General features: G+C 72.6%; 14 protein-coding genes and 2 pseudogenes. 9 read left to right on the forward strand and 7 right to left on the reverse strand.

The window, feature by feature from the left end; translation table 11 throughout:
- Positions 1-49: 49 nt before the first annotated feature.
- Positions 50-682 carry a nucleoside/nucleotide kinase family protein gene (locus tag ACYVMZ_RS00425; RefSeq protein ID WP_461074259.1) on the reverse strand — a complete coding sequence of 211 codons (633 nt, stop codon included), beginning with the start codon at positions 680-682 and terminating at the stop codon, positions 50-52.
- A 93-nt stretch (positions 683-775) separates the two neighbouring features.
- On the opposite strand from ACYVMZ_RS00425, the gene ACYVMZ_RS00430 reads away from it, so the two are divergent.
- From ACYVMZ_RS00430 to ACYVMZ_RS00440, 3 genes are all read left to right on the forward strand, one after another.
- The gene (locus ACYVMZ_RS00430) at positions 776-1,477 is read left to right on the forward strand and encodes a DUF2293 domain-containing protein (protein ID WP_461074260.1); all 702 of its coding nucleotides are present in this window, start codon (positions 776-778) and stop codon (positions 1,475-1,477) included.
- Positions 1,478-1,690: 213 nt separating this feature from the next.
- Positions 1,691-2,170: an anthrone oxygenase family protein gene (locus tag ACYVMZ_RS00435; RefSeq protein ID WP_461074261.1), complete on the forward strand. Its 480-nt coding sequence runs from the start codon at positions 1,691-1,693 to the stop codon at positions 2,168-2,170.
- Between the two features lie 251 nt (positions 2,171-2,421).
- Positions 2,422-3,912 carry a glutamate synthase subunit beta gene (locus tag ACYVMZ_RS00440; protein ID WP_461074262.1) on the forward strand — a complete coding sequence of 497 codons (1,491 nt, stop codon included), beginning with the start codon at positions 2,422-2,424 and terminating at the stop codon, positions 3,910-3,912.
- Between the two features lie 178 nt (positions 3,913-4,090).
- On the opposite strand, the gene ACYVMZ_RS00445 is transcribed toward ACYVMZ_RS00440, so the two are convergent.
- Complete coding sequence (locus ACYVMZ_RS00445) at positions 4,091-4,633, reverse strand: carboxymuconolactone decarboxylase family protein (protein WP_461074263.1); 543 nt, start codon at positions 4,631-4,633, stop codon at positions 4,091-4,093.
- 47 nt (positions 4,634-4,680) lie between these two features.
- On the opposite strand from ACYVMZ_RS00445, the pseudogene pdxR reads away from it, so the two are divergent.
- Positions 4,681-6,125, forward strand: a pseudogene (pdxR, locus tag ACYVMZ_RS00450) (MocR-like pyridoxine biosynthesis transcription factor PdxR).
- Positions 6,126-6,328: 203 nt separating this feature from the next.
- Here pdxR and ACYVMZ_RS00455 read toward each other — a convergent pair.
- The 3 genes and pseudogenes from ACYVMZ_RS00455 to ACYVMZ_RS00465 all read right to left on the reverse strand — a co-directional run.
- Positions 6,329-7,077 (reverse strand): annotated as a pseudogene (locus tag ACYVMZ_RS00455) (SAM-dependent methyltransferase); the annotation flags it as partial.
- A gap of 78 nt (positions 7,078-7,155) precedes the next feature.
- A complete protein-coding gene (locus ACYVMZ_RS00460; protein WP_261682615.1) occupies positions 7,156-7,410 on the reverse strand; it encodes a DUF397 domain-containing protein in 255 nt (84 codons plus the stop codon).
- Entirely contained in the window at positions 7,411-8,271 is an 861-nt protein-coding gene (locus ACYVMZ_RS00465; protein WP_461074264.1) for a helix-turn-helix domain-containing protein, read from the reverse strand.
- A gap of 365 nt (positions 8,272-8,636) precedes the next feature.
- Here ACYVMZ_RS00465 and ACYVMZ_RS00470 point away from each other — a divergent pair, with 365 nt between their 5' ends.
- The 3 genes from ACYVMZ_RS00470 (at position 8,637) to ACYVMZ_RS00480 (ending at position 12,117) form a co-directional block, all read left to right on the forward strand.
- Entirely contained in the window at positions 8,637-9,365 is a 729-nt protein-coding gene (locus ACYVMZ_RS00470; protein WP_461074265.1) for an ATP-binding protein, read from the forward strand.
- On the forward strand, positions 9,362-9,802 hold the full coding sequence (locus ACYVMZ_RS00475; protein ID WP_461074266.1) for a hypothetical protein: 441 nt from the start codon (positions 9,362-9,364) through the stop codon (positions 9,800-9,802). Before ACYVMZ_RS00470 ends, ACYVMZ_RS00475 begins: the two co-directional genes overlap by 4 nt.
- Positions 9,803-10,191: 389 nt before the next feature.
- Positions 10,192-12,117 carry an ABC transporter ATP-binding protein gene (locus tag ACYVMZ_RS00480; RefSeq protein ID WP_461076255.1) on the forward strand — a complete coding sequence of 642 codons (1,926 nt, stop codon included), beginning with the start codon at positions 10,192-10,194 and terminating at the stop codon, positions 12,115-12,117.
- 34 nt (positions 12,118-12,151) lie between these two features.
- Here the strand turns inward: ACYVMZ_RS00480 and ACYVMZ_RS00485 are convergent, their stop codons facing one another.
- Both ACYVMZ_RS00485 and ACYVMZ_RS00490 read right to left on the reverse strand, forming a co-directional pair.
- A complete protein-coding gene (locus ACYVMZ_RS00485; RefSeq protein WP_461074267.1) occupies positions 12,152-12,337 on the reverse strand; it encodes a hypothetical protein in 186 nt (61 codons plus the stop codon).
- Positions 12,338-12,745: 408 nt separating this feature from the next.
- Positions 12,746-14,182: an amidohydrolase gene (locus ACYVMZ_RS00490; RefSeq protein ID WP_461074268.1), complete on the reverse strand. Its 1,437-nt coding sequence runs from the start codon at positions 14,180-14,182 to the stop codon at positions 12,746-12,748.
- A 135-nt stretch (positions 14,183-14,317) separates the two neighbouring features.
- Here ACYVMZ_RS00490 and ACYVMZ_RS00495 point away from each other — a divergent pair, with 135 nt between their 5' ends.
- Positions 14,318-15,271: an endonuclease/exonuclease/phosphatase family protein gene (locus ACYVMZ_RS00495; protein ID WP_461074269.1), complete on the forward strand. Its 954-nt coding sequence runs from the start codon at positions 14,318-14,320 to the stop codon at positions 15,269-15,271.
- A 9-nt stretch (positions 15,272-15,280) separates the two neighbouring features.
- Positions 15,281-15,796, forward strand: coding sequence for a class I SAM-dependent methyltransferase (locus ACYVMZ_RS00500; RefSeq protein ID WP_461074270.1), 516 nt, complete (start codon positions 15,281-15,283; stop codon positions 15,794-15,796).
- The last annotated feature ends 163 nt before the right edge of the window (positions 15,797-15,959 follow it).

The raw sequence follows: 15,959 nt of genomic DNA on the forward strand, positions 1-15,959 counted from the left end.
GCACATGGAAAGGGGTTTGGGGTTGCCGCCTCGCCAAGCGGACGACGACTCAACCGTTCCACGCCGGATGGCGGGGATCGTCGGCCCGCACCAGGACGTCGGCCGTGCCGGCCGGGTCGGTCTCCTGGTCGTAGCGCTCGAAGGCGGGCAGGGTCCAGTGCTCGGCCTCGGGGGTACGGCGGCGCAGGGCGCCCGGTGAAAGGAGGACGTGGACGCTCAGGTCGAAGGGGAACCAGTGCCGAAGGAGGAAGGGACCGTGCAGCAACAGCACGGCGCCGGGCGGGAGTTGGACGTAGGGGCTGCGGGTGGCGCGGTCGGTGGCCGGATCCCACAGGTCGGGCAGGACACGCCCGTCACCGCCGGGTTCGAGGGGGCCGAACACCTCGCGCCACAGGGCGCCGGTGTCGTACCAGCCGCTGTAGTAGGACTCCACGTCACGGCGGCCGTACTCCAGGCGGAGCGAGGCGGGGCGCAGGAAGCCCTCCGTGCCCACGACGAGGGAGGAGCGGCCGCGCGTGCGCAGCGCCTCGCAGACGCGCTCGGCGAGGTCGCCCGGGCGGGCGGCCGGGGCGCCGTCGAAGGCGATGCGCGGCCAGGGGCTGCCGTCGGCCGGCTTCAGGTCGAGCAGGCGCTCGGCGAGCCGGTCGCCGAGCCGGTCCCAGGTGATCGCTTCGAGTCGCACACGGCCCATGATGCGTCAGGGACCGGGCGGGAGGCGCCCCGCTCCGGCGGCAATGACGTAGTGCAGTGCCCCCGCCAGGGGAAGGAACCCCGTATGGCACCGCGCACAACGTCCCCTCCTCGCAACGGACTTCTGGTCTACCAGCCCCTCAAGAAGCGGCACTGTTCCGTGTGCCGTCGTGGGCCGCTGCCGCTGCTCGTCATGGAGGACGGTGTGCCGCGCTGCCTGGGCTGTGCCGACCTCGGGCATCTGGTGTTCCTGCCGCGCGGCGACACGGCCCTGACGCGCAGGTCGCGGGAGGAGAGCGGGCTGTCGGCGGTGGTCGTGCGGTTCAACCGGCGCAGGAGCCGGTACGAGCGGCAGGGCGTCCTGGTCGAGGAGGCGGCACTCGCGCGGGCCGAGCAGCGGTGCCTCGCGGACGCCGAGGCCAGACGTCGGCGGCGGGCACGGGACGCGCGGCGGCGGGCGGCTCAGGACGCGCGGTTCGCGGAGGCGTTCGCGGCGGAGCTACGGCGGCTGTTTCCCGGGTGCCCGGCCGAGCGCGCACGGGACATCGCCGCGCACGCCTCGGTGCGGGGCAGCGGGCGGGTGGGCCGGAGCGCGGCGGGACGGGCGCTGACCGAAGGGGCGGTCACCTCGGCGGTCGTGGCGTCCGTACGGCATCTGGACACGCCGTACGACCGGCTGCTGATGAACGGCGTGCCGCGACAGGAGGCGCGGCGGCGGATCGCGGCGGCCGTGCAGACGGTGCTGAGGGGGTGGCGGGCGGCGGGAGGCGAGGCTGAGGCGGGCTGACGGCGGGAGGGAGCCCGGCCCTCTCGCGCTCAGCCCTCACCAGCTGCCCCGGCCCACCACGGCTCGCCGGGCCGGGCGCCGCCCCTCCTGCACGCCCGCGCATGCACGCGCGCCTCTCGGCCATGGTCACTTGTGCTCGTACAGGATTTCCCTTGTGGTGACGGACGGGCGCCGGGCAGGATCTCGGCTCGACGGGCGGGAGTTGATGCTTCAATGATCGAGGGACCGTACTTCGTGCTGGCGGTGCTGGGCGTGCTCGGGACCGGGCTGGTGGCGGGAGTCTTCTGCGGGTTCTCGGCCTTCGTGATGCGGGCACTCGCCGCGCTGCCGCCCGCGCAGGGCGTCGCCGCGATGAACGCGATCAACAGGGCCGCCGTGACGCCCGCGTTCATGCTCCTCTTCGTCGGCTCGGCGGTGCTGTGTGCGGTGATCGCCGTGGTGACGTTCGTGCTGTGGCCGGACGAGGGCACCGTGGAGCTGTTGGTGGGCAGCGCGCTGTACCTGTTCGGCACGTTCGGGGTCACCATGGTCGCGAACGTGCCGCGCAACGACGCGCTGCTCAAGCTGGACCCGGGTACCGCGGAGGCGGCCGCGTACTGGCCGGCGTACGTGCGCGAGTGGACGATGTGGAACCACGTCCGCATGGTCGCCTCGGCCGGGGCGGCGGTGGCGTACATGCTGGCGCTCACCTGATCGAGGGCGAGGGCACGGCGTGAGCCGAGGGCACGACGGGACGACGGGGCCGAGGGCACGACGTAGGCCCAGGGCCGAGGCGTGGCAGAACCTGGGGGATTCCGGGAGAACCTGCGGGAACCTGGGGGAAAGCGCTGTCCGGGGGCTCTGCGCACGTCCCCGAGGCCACGTATCGTGTCCGAAAGAGTTGTTCGAAAGAGTGCCGCCCGACGACGCACGGCCTGCCACACGCGTACGCAAGGAAGACGGCCATGGCCGATCCCAAGGGTTTCATGACCACGCCTCGCCAGGACTGGCCGCGCCGGCCCGTCGAGGAACGGATCCGGGACTGGAACGAGGTGTACGTCCCCGGGGCGCTGCTGCCCATCATCAGCAAGCAGGCGGACCGCTGCATGGACTGCGGCATCCCCTTCTGCCACGACGCCTGCCCGCTGGGCAACCTGATCCCCGAGTGGAACGACCTGGTCTCCCGGGAGGACTGGCGGGCGGCGGCGGACCGGCTGCACGCCACCAACAACTTCCCGGAGTTCACCGGCCGGTTGTGCCCGGCACCGTGTGAGACGGGCTGCGTGCTGGCCATCAACCAGCCGGCCGTCACCATCAAGAACGTCGAGTGCGCCATCGCCGACCGGGCCTGGGAGGAGGGCTTCGCGCCGCCGAGCCCGCCGGACCGGCTGTCGGGGAAGACGGTCGCGGTGATCGGCTCGGGGCCCACCGGGCTGGCGGCGGCGCAGCAGCTGACCCGGGCGGGGCACACGGTCGCCGTGTACGAGAAGGACGACCGGCTCGGCGGGCTGATGCGGTACGGCATCCCCGAGTTCAAGATGGAGAAGCACCATCTGGAGCGGCGGCTGGAGCAGATGCGAGCCGAGGGGACCAAGTTCCGTACGTCGACGGTGGTCGGGCGGGACGTCGGGGCCGCCGAGCTGCGGGCCCGCTACGACGCCGTGGTGATCGCCACGGGCGCCACGGCCTGGCGTGAACTACCCGTGCCCGGGCGGGAGTTGACGGGCATCCACCAGGCGATGGAGTACCTGCCGCTGGCCAACCGGGTGTGCGAGGGAGACCTGGAGACGTCCCCGCTGTCCGCCGCCGGGAAGCACGTCGTCATCGTCGGCGGTGGCGACACGGGTGCCGACTGTCTGGGCACGGCCGTCCGGGAAGGGGCCGCGTCGGTGACCCAGCTGGACATCTACGCCCAGCCGGGCACGGAACGCGACGAGGACACCGAGCCCTGGCCGACGTATCCGATGCGGATCTACCGGCTGTCGGCCGCGCACGAGGAGGCCCGCGATCTGCGCACGGCTCCGCAGGCGGACGCGGACGCGCGGCTGTTCGCGGCGTCCACGCTGCGGTTCACCGGTGACGCGGACGGGCACGTGCGGTCGCTGCACCTGGTAGAGGTGGACGCCCAGCGCCGCCCGGTGCCGGGCACCGGGCGGACGCTCCCCGCCGACCTCGTACTGCTCGCCCTCGGCTTCTCCGGGCCGGACCGGGCGGACGGGATGATCGACCAGCTGGGGCTGGAGCTGGAACCGCGCGGGACGATCGCGCGGGACGCGGGCTTCGCCACGAACGTGCCCGGGGTGTTCGCGGCGGGGGATGCCGCCCGCGGGCAGTCGCTGATCGTGTGGGCGATCGCGGAGGGACGGGCCGTGGCAGCGGCGGTCGACCGTCACCTCACGGGGAGTTCGCGGTTGCCCGCGCCGATCGGGCCGTACGACCGGCCGATGGCCGTGTGACTGACCTTCCGGGGGCCGTGTGGGCTGACCTCCGGGGGCCGTGTGGGCTGACCGGTCGGTGGCTGCGTGGGCCGACCAGCCGGGGGCCGTGTGGCCGACCAGCCCGGAGCCGGGTGGCCGATCAGCCGACAACCGCGTGCCTGACCGGCCGGGGCCTGTGACGTCGGGGTGCGGGCGGCTAACGCTCGTCGGTTCCGGCCACCTTCGCCGTCGACAGGGCGACCCGGTTCCACGTGTTGATCGCGAAGATCAGAGCGAGTACCTGGGCCAGTTCCGGCTCGTCGAAGTGGGCCGCCGCCTGTGCGTAGACGTCGTCCGGGACGCCGCCGTCGGCCACCAAGGTCACCGCCTCGGTCAGTGCGAGGGCCGCCTGTTCCTTCTCGGTGAAGAAGTGGCGGGCCTCGCGCCACACGGCGACCATGTGCAGCCGGTCCTCGCTCTCACCGGCCTTGCGGGCGTCGTTCGTGTGCATGTGGAGGCAGTACGCGCAGTGGTTGAGGTGCGAGGCGCGGATCTGGATCAGTTCGACGAGGGCCGGGTCGAGGTTCTCTCGGGCGGCGGCGTCGAAGGAGATGAGAGCGCGGAAGACCTTCGGGGCGGACCGGGCGAAGTCGAGGCGCGTCTTGCCGGCCACGGGGGCGGGGGCGGAGGCGGACGCCGGCATCCGGGTCTCGTGCGTCACGTGCGCCCTGTGGGTCGTCTGTGTTGTCTGCGTCGTCATGTCCCTCAACCTACGGGCCGGAAAGACCGACGGTAGGGTGCATTTCCATGCCGGAGTCATGGGTCAATTCCGCCGAGCCGATCGGGGCCGATCTGCATCTGGAGCTGTCCGGGCCGGGCGGGCGGCGCGCCGCGCTGATCCGGGCGCTGCGCGAGGCCGTGCGCAGCGGGCGGCTCGCTCCCGGCACCCGGCTGCCGCCCTACCGTTCGCTCGCCGCCGACCTCGGTGTCGCCCGCAACACGGTGGCCGACGCGTACGCCGAACTCGTCGCGGAGGGCTGGCTCACCGCCCGCCAGGGCTCGGGCACCCGGGTCGCCGAGCGGGCCACGCCCCTGCGCCCGCACGCGCGCGTACCGAAAAAGGCACCTCCACGCGCGCGTGGGCCACGGCACGACCTGCGCCAGGGCACCCCCGACGCGTCGGCGTTCCCGCGTGCGGCCTGGCTCAGCTCCTATCGGCGGGCCCTCCAGCAGGCCCCCAACGAGGTGTTCGGCCCCGGTGATCCGGCCGGCCGGACCGAGCTGCGCGAGGCGCTCACGGAGTACCTGGCACGCGCGCGTGGCGTGCGGACCGAGCCCGGCCGGATCGTGATCTCCTCCGGTTTCGCGCACGCCCTGCGGCTGCTCTTCGGAGGGGGAGTGCTGCGCGGTCCGCTGGCCGTCGAGGCGTACGGGCTGGGCTTTCACCGGGAGCTGCTGGCGGCCGCCGGGGTGCGGACCGTACCGCTGCCCCTGGACGAGCACGGCGCGCGGGTGGACCGGCTGGCGCGCGAGCGGGCCGTGCTGCTCACGCCGGCGCACCAGTTCCCGACGGGCGGCCCCCTGCACCCGTCGCGCCGGGCCGCCGTGATCGACTGGGCACGCGCGCGTGGCGGGCTGGTTCTGGAGGACGACTACGACGGGGAGTTCCGCTACGACCGCAAGCCCGTCGGTGCCGTCCAGGGGCTCGACCCCGGGCGGTGATCCACATCGGCTCGGTCAGCAAGAGTCTGTCACCGGCGGTACGGCTGGGCTGGATGGTGCTGCCGGAGCGGTACGTCGACGGGGTGCTCGCGGCCAAGGGCGAGCGGGAGGCGTGGGCGAGCGTCCTCGACCAGCTGAGCCTCGCCGACTTCCTCGTCTCCGGGGCGTACGACCGTCACGTACGCCGTATGCGGCAGCGCTACCGGCGCCGCCGGGACCGGCTCGTCGCGGCCCTCGCCGCACACGCGCCGCACATCGAGGTCACCGGTGTCGCGGCCGGGCTGCACGCGGTGCTGCGGCTGCCGCCCGGCACGGAGCGGTCCGCGGTCAAGGCCGCCGCCTGGCAGGGCATCGCCCTCGACGGGCTCGCCGAGTTCCGGCACCCGGAGACGGACATGCCCCCGCGCGACGGCCTCGTCGTGGGGTACGCGACACCGTCCGAGCATGCCTACGGGGCGGCTCTGGAGGCGCTGTGCGGGGTGCTGCCACCGGGCGGTCGGGCCGTCCCTCGACATCCCGCCTCGGAATGAGCACCTCTCAGCAGAGCAGGTGCGGCGCCCGCTCGGCGCCGTCGCCTCGGCGCCGGGTGCACGCCCCGCGGCGCATGTGGCCGTACCCGTAGACGTGCCCGACGTGCCCGACGTACCCGTACGGGAGCCCCGGCGGAGCCCTACGGCTTGCGGCCCACCGCCCCGTACCCGGGAATCACCCCGTCGTCCTGTCCCGGAACCGGGTCCCCCAGCTCGGGGTGCCACTTGTGGGGCACCTCGACGCCGGGCTCGACGAGGTCGAGGCCGTCGAAGAAGCGGGTGAACTCCTCGCGGGAGCGCAGGGCCAGGGTGACCCCGGCGGCCTTGAGCTTCTCGGTGGCGGCCGCCGACTCCTCCGGAGTGAAGTCGGCCGTGGCGTGGGTCATCACCAGGTAGCTGCCGGAGGGCACCTCGGCCAGCAGCCGCCGGACCAGGTCGTGGGCGCCGTCCTCGTCGGGGACGAAGTGCAGCAGCGCGATGAGCGAGAGCGCGACGGGCCGGGTGAGGTCCAGGACCTTCTTCGCGCCCTCGATGATGGCGTCCGGCTCGCGCACGTCGGCCTGCAGGTACTCGGTGACCCCCTCGTCCGTGCCGCGCAGCAGGGCCGCCGCGTGGGCCAGCACGATGGGGTCGTTGTCGCAGTAGACGACCCGCGCGTCGGGCACGGTCTCCTGGGCGGCTGGTGGAGGTTGGGCTCGGTCGGGATGCCGGTGCCGATGTCGAGGAACTGGCGTACGCCCTGGCCGGCCAGCCAGCGCGTGGCCCGGTGCATGAAGGCGCGGTTGACCCGCGCCATCACCGGCACCCTCGGGTCGAGGGCCAGCATCTGCCGGCCCATGGCCTCGTCGACCGGGTAGTTGTCCTTGCCGCCGAGATACCAGTCGTACATCCGCGCGGGATGGGGCCTGCTCGTGTCGATCTCGACGGACGACATGGGGTCCTGCCCGGTCATGAGGCACTTCGTAAGCCGCAATGGATGATCAATTCATCACCACAATAAGGAAGTTGAGCAAGGCACGAGGCGATCACGTCAGGACAGCAGGAAGTCCGCCTCCCCCGCCTTCGCCCCCTCGATGAAGGCCGTCATCTCATCGGTGGTGTAGATCAGCGCCGGACCGTCCGGGTCGGTGGACTGGCGCACGGCGATCCGGCCGTCGGCGAGTTTCATCGCCTCCAGGCAGTTCCCGCCGTTGCCACCGCTCCACGGCTTGTGCCAGCCTTCACTGCCCAAGTCACGCGCGGGCATGCCGTTGTAGACCTGTTTGCGCGGCTTGATGCGATCCATTCACAGCTCCTTGCGGAGATCCCTGAGGATCTCCTTCGTGCGATGTGCCGTAGCGGCCTGCGCCGCCATGCGGTCCATGACCTCGAGGTGGGTCGCCACCTCCGTGCGCGCGTCGAGGTAGACGGCGCCGGTCAGGTACTCGCTGTAGACCATGTCCGGCAGTTCGGGCATGGCAAATCGGAACAGTACGAACGGCCCGTACGTCCCCGGGTGCGGCCCGTTCGCGAAGGGCGCGACCTGCAGCGTGACGTTGGGCAGCTTCGTGGACTCGAGCAGCTTGTCGATCTGGGCACGCATCACCTCCGGGCCGCCGATGGGGCGGCGCAGCGCGGTCTCGTCCATCACGACCCACAGCCGAGGGGCGTCCTTACGGGTGAGCAGCTCCTGGCGCCGCATGCGCAGGGCGACATGGCGCTCGATGTCCTCGGGCCGGGTCTGGCCGATGGCGCCGGACCGCAGCACCCCGCGCGCGTACTCCTCGGTCTGCAACAGGCCGGGGACGAAGTGCGGTTCGTAGGAGCGGATGAGGCTCGCCGCGCCTTCCAGGCTGACGGACATCGAGAACCAGGTGGGCAGGATGTCGTGGAACCGCTGCCACCAGCCGGGCTTGTTGGCCTCCTCGGCCAACTGCACGAAGGCGTCCGCCTCTTCACCGGGTACGCCGTAGGCCTGAAGGAGCATCTGGAGGTACGGGATTTTGAGCGCGACCTCGGCCATCTCCATACGGCGGATGGTGGCGGGGGCGACACGCAGGACGCGGGCGGCCTCCTCCCGCTTGAGCCCGGCGCGTTCCCGGAGGTCCAGCAGGCGCCGACCGAGGACGACCTGCCCGACCGTCGGCGCGGACCGCGGTTCGCTCACGCTCCACCTCCACCCAAAGATTCCTGACAGACCGCCACCGAGAGACTCCCGGCAGCTCGGCTGCCGAAAAGACTCACTGCGGCCCGGCTGCCGAATGACTCCCGGCAACCCGGCTGCCGAAAGACTCACCGCGGCCCGGCTGCCGAAAGACTCCTGACAACCTGCCACCGAGAACTCCCCGACAGCCCGGCGGCGCCATTCGGAGACCCTTCGAAGACCCGAACATCCGAACAAATCTTCGATGATCCCAACTGGCGCCGCGCGAAGTGCTGTTGCGAGCAGTGTGCCACGGCCGTCCAGAGCGTCACACAGCACTCTGCATTTTTCAGAGTGACACTTGCCAAGTTGTTCACGCCGGGGCGATAGTGGCAAGCGTGATTCCGTCCGCGCCCTTAGGAACAGACGCCGCCGCAGGCCCTCTCGGCCTGGGTGCTGTCGCGGGAGTCGGCCCTGGTGAGGCCGTTGCCGAGCGCCGGTTCCGTTTCGAGCTGGCCGCACATCCGGGCTCTCCAGCGCAGGCCAGACGCCTGACGCTCGCCCGGCTGACCGGCTGGTCGGTGTGCGAGGACACCTGCGACACCGCGGCCCTGGTGGTCTCCGAGCTGGTGACCAATGCCATCGTGCACACCGCGAGCATCCACATCGTGTGCGAGCTGCACAACGGCGACGACCTCGTGCGCATAGCCGTGCGTGACGAGGGCCGCGCTCCGGGCCAGCCCCATGCGGCCAACCGGCAGCGGCCCGAGGAGGAGCACGGGAGGGGACTGCTTCTCGTCGACGCCCTGTGCCACGCCTGGGGCGTCCATGAACACGGGCCCGGGCTGCTGGTCTGGGCCGAGCTGCCGCGTAAGGGCGACAGCCCGCGCGCCCCTGCCGAACCCCACAACGACCTGGGCTGGGGCGCCCGCCCCAAGCAGGGCTCGTCGGGCGGCTCGGACGACGAGAACACGGCCGGCACCGGGGGCTCCGGGGACGCCGGGAGCTCTGCGAACGCCACGATCTCTGCGGACGCCGGGAGCTCTGCGGACGCCGGGAGCTCTGCGGACGCCGGGATATCCCCGGTCGAGCGGGGCCCGGAGAGGGGCAGCGTGTGAGGCCGGGATTCGGCCGGGTGCTGAGCCTGGACACGCTGGTCCGCCTCCAGCGCGGACTGCGCATCCCGGGCACGCCCCGGCGCCTGCCCGTGCCCGACGGCATGACGGCTCCGCTGGGCTGCGACGCGGTGGCGGTGCCTGCCCGCTTCGGCCCGCTGGTCATGCCCCGGCTGCCGCGCGTGGGGTGCGTCTACGCCGACGAGGCGCACTGGTGGTGGATCGTTCCGTCCGATTCCGACCACGCCCTGGAGTGGCCTGCGCCCGCGCGGTACGCCACGGGTGCGATCGTCCCGGACGCCCCGGACGCCCCGGACCTGCCCGGCCTGATCCACCGCCCGGACGGCACACTTCCCTACACCCCGCCGATCCCGCTCTACCTGGCACTGTGCCGGCTGACGGGGACCACTCCGGCCTGGTCGCGGCCGGTGAGCGCGTAGGCCTCCGGTCGACGCACCGTGCTTGCGGCGCTGCTCGAGGGTCGGCCCCGCGCAGCGGCTTCCCGGTAGCGGGCCCGCCCTCTCGGCGCCTCGCCGCAGTGAGCCCCCTCCACACCTCCCCCCGGCGAAGCCCCCTCCAGGTGGTGCGCCCGCGCACGCCCGTCCTCCCGATGTGCGCCCTGCCCCGACCGCCGACGCCCCGCGATAGTGGCCGTTCGTACACGAGCGGTGACCGGGGGAGGTCGACGGTGGGGGAGGCCGGGGAGGCGCGGGGCTCTGGTCGGAGGGGGAAGAGGGGCTCTGGTCGGAGGGGGAAGAAACGGGAACCGGACGATGCGCCGCTGTCCGAGTCCGAGCGGCTGCTCTTCGGCGGGCCGCTGCGCTACGACATGGGCTGGAACCAGCACCGCGGGGCCTTCCTGGAGCTGAGCTTCCGCACCATGATCACGCGGCTGCCCGCTCTGCTGGCGTCCAGTCTCCGCCTCGCCCGGCGGGCCGACCGCCGCGCCGCACGGACGGTGCTGGCCGCCGAGACGGCCCGGGGCGTCGCGCAGGCGGTGAGCCTGCTCGCGATCAATAGTGTGCTGGCCCGGCTGATGGGCGGCGGCCCGATCGAGGACCGGCTGGGCGGGGCCGTACCCGCGCTGCTCGTCGTGGCCGCCGTGATGCTGCTCGCGGCGCTGCTGCGGGCCGCGAGCACGTACGCAACCGGGCGTCTGGAGCCCAAGGTGGAGCGGGTGGCGACCGAGCTGTACCTGGAGCGGGCGGCGGCCGTGGAGCTGGCCGCGATCGAGGATCACGCCTTCCACAAGCTGCTGGACACCGCCCAGTACGGCGCCTCCTCCGCCCGCCGGATGATCATGTACGGCACGCGCGTGGTGAACGCGGCGATCTCCCTCATCGCGGCGGCCGGCGTACTGACCGTGCTGCATCCGGTGCTGCTGCCGCTGCTGGCGACGATGACCCTGCCCAGCGCGTGGAGCGCCCTGACGAACGCCCGGCGCCGCTACGCGTCCTTCCACACCTGGGTACAGCACGCCCGTGCCGGCCATCTGCTCAGCGGTCTGCTCACCGAGCCACAGGCAGCGCCGGAGATCCGGGTGCACGACGTGGGCCCCTTCCTCCTGCACCACTTCCGCGCGATGTCGGAGACCGCGGAGGCGGAGCAGGCCCGGCTGGCCCGGCTCGCGGCCGGGACGGGCCTGATCGCGGCGGCGTGGACCGGGCTGGCGACGGTGGCGACGTACGCCACGCTCGGCGCGCTGCTGCTGGCCGGGACGATGGCGCTGTCGGTCGTCGGCACGGCGGTGATCGCGATCCGCACCGGCTCCGCGAGCCTGGACACCCTGGTCCTGGAGGTGAACCAGCTCCATGAGGAGGCCCTGTTCGTGGGCGACCTGGAGAAGCTGTACGCGGAGGCGGCGAAGCGGGCGATCCCGGTCGGCGGCCGGCCGCTGCCGGAGGACCCGCGGGAGATCCGCTTCGAGAACGTCACGTTCCGTTACCCGGGCGACGCGGCCCGCCCCGCCCTGGACGACGTCACGCTCAGCCTCCCCTTGGGCCGGATCGTGGCGCTGGTCGGCGAGAACGGCTCCGGCAAGACGACCCTGGTCAAACTGCTCGCCGGGCTGTACATGCCGGAGAAGGGGCGGATCCTGTGGGACGACGTGGACGCGGCGACCGCGGACCGGCGCATGCTCGCCGAGCGCATCGCGATGGTCGCGCAGGACTTCAAGCGGTGGCCGTTCACGGCCCGCGTGAACGTCGCCGTGGGCCGTCCCTCGGCGCCGCTGAGTGAGGAGCGCCTGGCGACGTCGATCGCCGAGGCGGGGGCCGAGGGGGTGGTCGCGGACCTGCCGCGCGGGCTGGACACCCTGCTGGCCCGCAACTTCAGCGGCGGACACGAGCTGTCGGGCGGCCAGTGGCAGCGGCTGGGGATCGCCCGGGCCGCGTACCGGCGCGGGCACATCCTGATCGTGGACGAGCCGACGGCGGCCCTGGACGCCCGGGCCGAGCTGGAGGTCTTCGACCGCATCCGCGCCCTGGCGGACAGCGGTCAGACGGTCGTCCTGATCACACACCGGCTGGCGTCCGTGCGGCACGCGGACCTGGTGCACGTCCTGGACCAGGGCCGGCTCGTGGAGTCCGGCACACCCGACGAGCTGCTGGCCTCCGGCGGTCTCTACGCGGAGCTGTACGCGCTCCAGGCGGAACAGTTCACCAGGGCACCCGCCCCGGCCACGAAGGGCCCCATCACGGAGGACCCCGTCACAAAGGCGCCGGCCCCGAAGGTACCGGCGCCGAAGGCGGGCTGACCCGAAGGCCGCCGGATCGGCTCATGCGAGGAGCTCACGCCGCGGCGTCACCCGCGCTGTCGCCGCTCCGCACGATCACCAGGAACATGTCCGTAGCGAGGTCCATGACAACCTCAGCAGGCAGGCCCTCCAGACGCCGCGCCTGCGCGAACTCCTCCGCCGGCCACGAACCACGCGGTCCGCCGGCGGGAAAGCGCTCGAGCACCGTTCGCCCGTTCACCCTGCACCTCCATGTAGCGCTGTACTCGTAGAGTTAAACGCCAACCATGGGGTGAACGCCTCGTGCAGTGACGGTACTGAGACGTAGTTGACACTCGTTCACCCTTAAGTGTGAGCAGCGTCTCAGCTTATTGGACGTTTTCCTTACTCTCCGTATCGATTGCCGCACTCGTCGTGGTACCGGACGGGCGCACTTCCCGCAGGCGCCCCGAAGGCCGACGCCCGTCCCTCGGGTTCCTCCCCCGGTGTGGTGACCGGCGAAAGGGGGCGGAACTCATCGCCGTCTCGGAGAGACTTGCTTGAAATCTCCTGAGATCTTCTGCGACCTCCTGAGATGCCCTGGGATTTTCTGAGATCTCCCAGGGTGTCCCGGGATCTTCCGAGATCTCCCGAGATCTTCCGGGACGCCTCAGGTGTCGTACTGCTGGATGCGCCCGCCGTGGCTGCGGTCGACGAGCGCGGGCAGCCGCTCCCCCAACTCCCCCACCACCGCCGGGACGTCGATGGTCAGCAGCTCCCGGTCGCGCATGAGGACCCGTCCCTCGACGATCGTGGTGCGGACGTCGGAGGAGCGGGCGCTGTGCACCAGTGTCGCGGCGAGGTCATGGACGGGCTGGGTGTGCGGGCCGGTGAGGTCGACGAGGATGATGTCGGCCCTGCGTCCCGGTGCGATGCTCCCGACCTCCCGCCCCAGGCCGACGGCCCGGGCGCTCTGCAGCGTGGCGTGGTGCAGGGCCTGGCGGGAGGTCAGCCAACGGGGGTCGGCCTCAGTGGACTTCTGGATGAGCGAGGTGAGCGCCATCGACTCCCACACGTCGAGGGAGTTGTTGGAGGCGGCGCCGTCCGTGGCGAGGCCGACGGGGATGCCGATGTCGCGCAGGGCACGGACGGGCGTGGTGGTGGGCCAGGCGAACTTGAGGTAGCCGCGGGGCGCGGTGGCGACGGCCGTACGACCGCCCGCGCGCTGCAGGACGGGCAGGTCGTGCTCGATGATGCCGGTGCCGTGCGCGACGAGGACGTCCGTGTCCAGGATGCCGGTGTGGGCCAGGACCTCGATGGGGGTGCGGCCGTGCCGGGCGAGGCTGGTGTCGGTCTGGTCGCGGTTCTCGGCGGCGTGCAGATGCACGGGAAGGCCGTGCTCGCGGGCGAGGTCGGCGGTGGCGGCGAGGTCGGCGTCGGTCACGGTGTAGGGGGCGTGCGGGGCGAGGGCGGTGGTGATACGGCCGTCGGCCGATCCGCGGTGCCGCAGCGCGAACTCCAGGGACCTCTCCCGCCCCTCGGGCCCCTGCGAGGAGAAGTAGGCCTCGCCCAGCAGCGCCCGCATCCCGCACTCGGCGACGACGGCGGCGACCGCGTCCATGGCGAAGTAGTGGTCGGCGAAGCAGGTGACCCCGCCCCGGATCATCTCCGCGCAGGCGAGCCGGGCGCCCAACTCCACGTCCTTCCTGGTGAGGTTGGACTCGACCGGCCAGACGACGTCGTTGAACCACTCCTCGGTGGGCAGGTCCTCGGCCAGACCGCGCAGCGCGACCATCGGCGCGTGGGTGTGGCAGTTGACCAGCCCCGGCATCGCCACCTGGCCGCGCGCCTCGATGCGCTCGGCGCAAGCCGTGTCACGGACGGCGGCCGCGGTCGTGACGGACGCGACGACCCCGTCCCGTACGACGATCGCGGCGTCCTCCCGGAACCCGATCCGCTCTTGATCGTCGTGCACGAGGACGGTACATCCGGTGATGATGAGCTCGGCAGGGTTCGCGGCGGGATTCCCGGCTGATGTCGCGGCGGGATTCCCGGCCGGTTTCTCCGCGGGATCCCCGGCCGGTTTCTCCGCGGGAGAAGGCGTCATCACGCCAACGTACGACGAGGTCGTGAGGCGGCGTGAGCCGAACCGCACATCCTGTCGCGGCTCTGTCGCGGGATCGGCCGGGCGAGCACCCTGGCCTCACCACGCCCCGCCTCCGGCTTCTGAAAGGAGCCCGGCATGCTCCTCGGCACCTGGAACCTGGAGAACCTCTACCGGCCCGGCGGCCCCTACGGCCCGAAGGACCAGGCCGCGTACGAGACCAAGCTCGCCGCCCTCGCCGCCGTCATCACGGAACTCGACCCGGATCTGCTCGGCGTGCAGGAGGTCGGGGAGCCGGGCGCCCTGGAGGACCTGGCCGGGATGCTCGACGACGACCGGCACGTCGCGCTCTCCGAGCACGCGGACGGCCGGGGCATCCGGGTCGGTTTCCTGAGCCGGGCGGAGCTGACGGTGGTGGCCGACGCCAAGGCGTTCCCGGCGAAGCTGGGACCGGTGCAGGCGGACGACTCGGGCCTGACGGTGGCCGAGGCGGGCCGCGGCTTCCTGGCGGTGGAGGTCGCCGCCGAGGGCGGTCCGCCGCCGCGGGTCGCCGTCTGCCACCTGAAATCGAAACTGCTGTCGTATCCGGACGGCCGGTTCCACCCGCACGACGAGGGCGAACGGGCCCGCTACGGCGCCTACGCCCTCTACCGGCGGGCGGCCGAGGCGGCGTCCCTGCGGGCCCTCGCGGACGAGCTGCTGGCCGGCGACGGCCGGGCCCGGGACGTGGCGGTCCTGGGCGACCTCAACGACGAGGTGGGGGCGGCGACCACGCAGCTCCTCCTCGGCCCGCCCGGCTCGGAGATCGGCACGCCCGGGTACGAGGCGGCCGACAAGGGCGACGGGACGCGGCTGTGGAACGTGGCGCCGCTGATCCCCGCCGCGCAGCGCTACTCCCGCGTCTCCTCCGGGCGGCGCGAGCTGATCGACCATGTCCTGGTGAGCCACCGCCTGGTCCACCGGGTGACGGCGGCGGGCACGGGTCTGCCGGGCGAGGGCCCGCCGCGCCTGCCGTCCATCGGCCCGGACCCGGAGGACCGGCGCGGGGCGCCCGGGTCGGATCACGCCCCGGTGTGGATCCGGGTCGGCTGAGGCAGCGCGGTGGTAGCCGTTCCCGACCGCCTGACGTGGGCCGTGGAGGTCCTGGACCCGGCCCCCGGCGACCGCGTGCTGGAGGTCGGCTGTGGCAGAGGGGTCGCCGTCGCGTTGATCTGCGCGCGCCTGACGACAGGCACGGTCACCGGCGTCGACCGGTCGGCCACGGCCGTGGAGGCGGCACGGCAGCGCAACGCCGACGCCGTCACCGAGGGCCGGGCGGTCTTCCATGCCCTGCCCCTGGAGGCGGCCGACTTCGCCGACGACTCCTTCGACAGGATCCTCGCGGTCAACGTGAACCTCTTCTGGGTGCGCTCGCCGGACCGCGAACTGGCCGCCCTGCGGCGCTGGCTGGCCCCGGGCGGCACGCTGTGCCTGTGCTGGGAGCCGCCGGACGCACGGCGGGCCGAGGAGATCGCCGGGAAGGTGGCACCGGCGGTCGCGTCCCACGGCTTCGCGACCGACGTGCGCACGGCGACGACCGCCAAGGGGAACAGCCTGGTGGCCGTGGTGGCGACCTAGGGGGTCGGAACCCTACGGGCGGACCAGGGAAGGATCCGGCCGCGTGGGGACGCACCGGCCGAAGAATCCGCCGACGCCGGTGACGAACTTGATGACGACCGTGGTGCACCCGACATCGAACCCGGGGTCGAAGCCGAGGTCGAAGCCGCAGTCGAACCCGAGG

Source organism: Streptomyces deserti (assembly GCF_054782695.1).

What these genes read in the sequence shown, in the direction of transcription:
- ACYVMZ_RS00430 (WP_461074260.1), top strand. Translation starts at nt 776, where the DNA reads ATGGCACCGCGCACAACGTCCCCTCCTCGCAACGGACTTCTGGTCTAC.
- ACYVMZ_RS00435 (WP_461074261.1), top strand. Translation starts at nt 1,691, where the DNA reads ATGATCGAGGGACCGTACTTCGTGCTGGCGGTGCTGGGCGTGCTCGGG.
- ACYVMZ_RS00440 (WP_461074262.1), top strand. Translation starts at nt 2,422, where the DNA reads ATGGCCGATCCCAAGGGTTTCATGACCACGCCTCGCCAGGACTGGCCG.
- ACYVMZ_RS00445 (WP_461074263.1), bottom strand. Translation starts at nt 4,633, where the DNA reads ATGACGACGCAGACAACACAGACGACCCACAGGGCGCACGTGACGCAC.
- ACYVMZ_RS00460 (WP_261682615.1), bottom strand. Translation starts at nt 7,410, where the DNA reads ATGGATCGCATCAAGCCGCGCAAACAGGTCTACAACGGCATGCCCGCG.
- ACYVMZ_RS00480 (WP_461076255.1), top strand. Translation starts at nt 10,192, where the DNA reads ATGGGCTGGAACCAGCACCGCGGGGCCTTCCTGGAGCTGAGCTTCCGC.
- ACYVMZ_RS00490 (WP_461074268.1), bottom strand. Translation starts at nt 14,182, where the DNA reads ATGACGCCTTCTCCCGCGGAGAAACCGGCCGGGGATCCCGCGGAGAAA.
- ACYVMZ_RS00495 (WP_461074269.1), top strand. Translation starts at nt 14,318, where the DNA reads ATGCTCCTCGGCACCTGGAACCTGGAGAACCTCTACCGGCCCGGCGGC.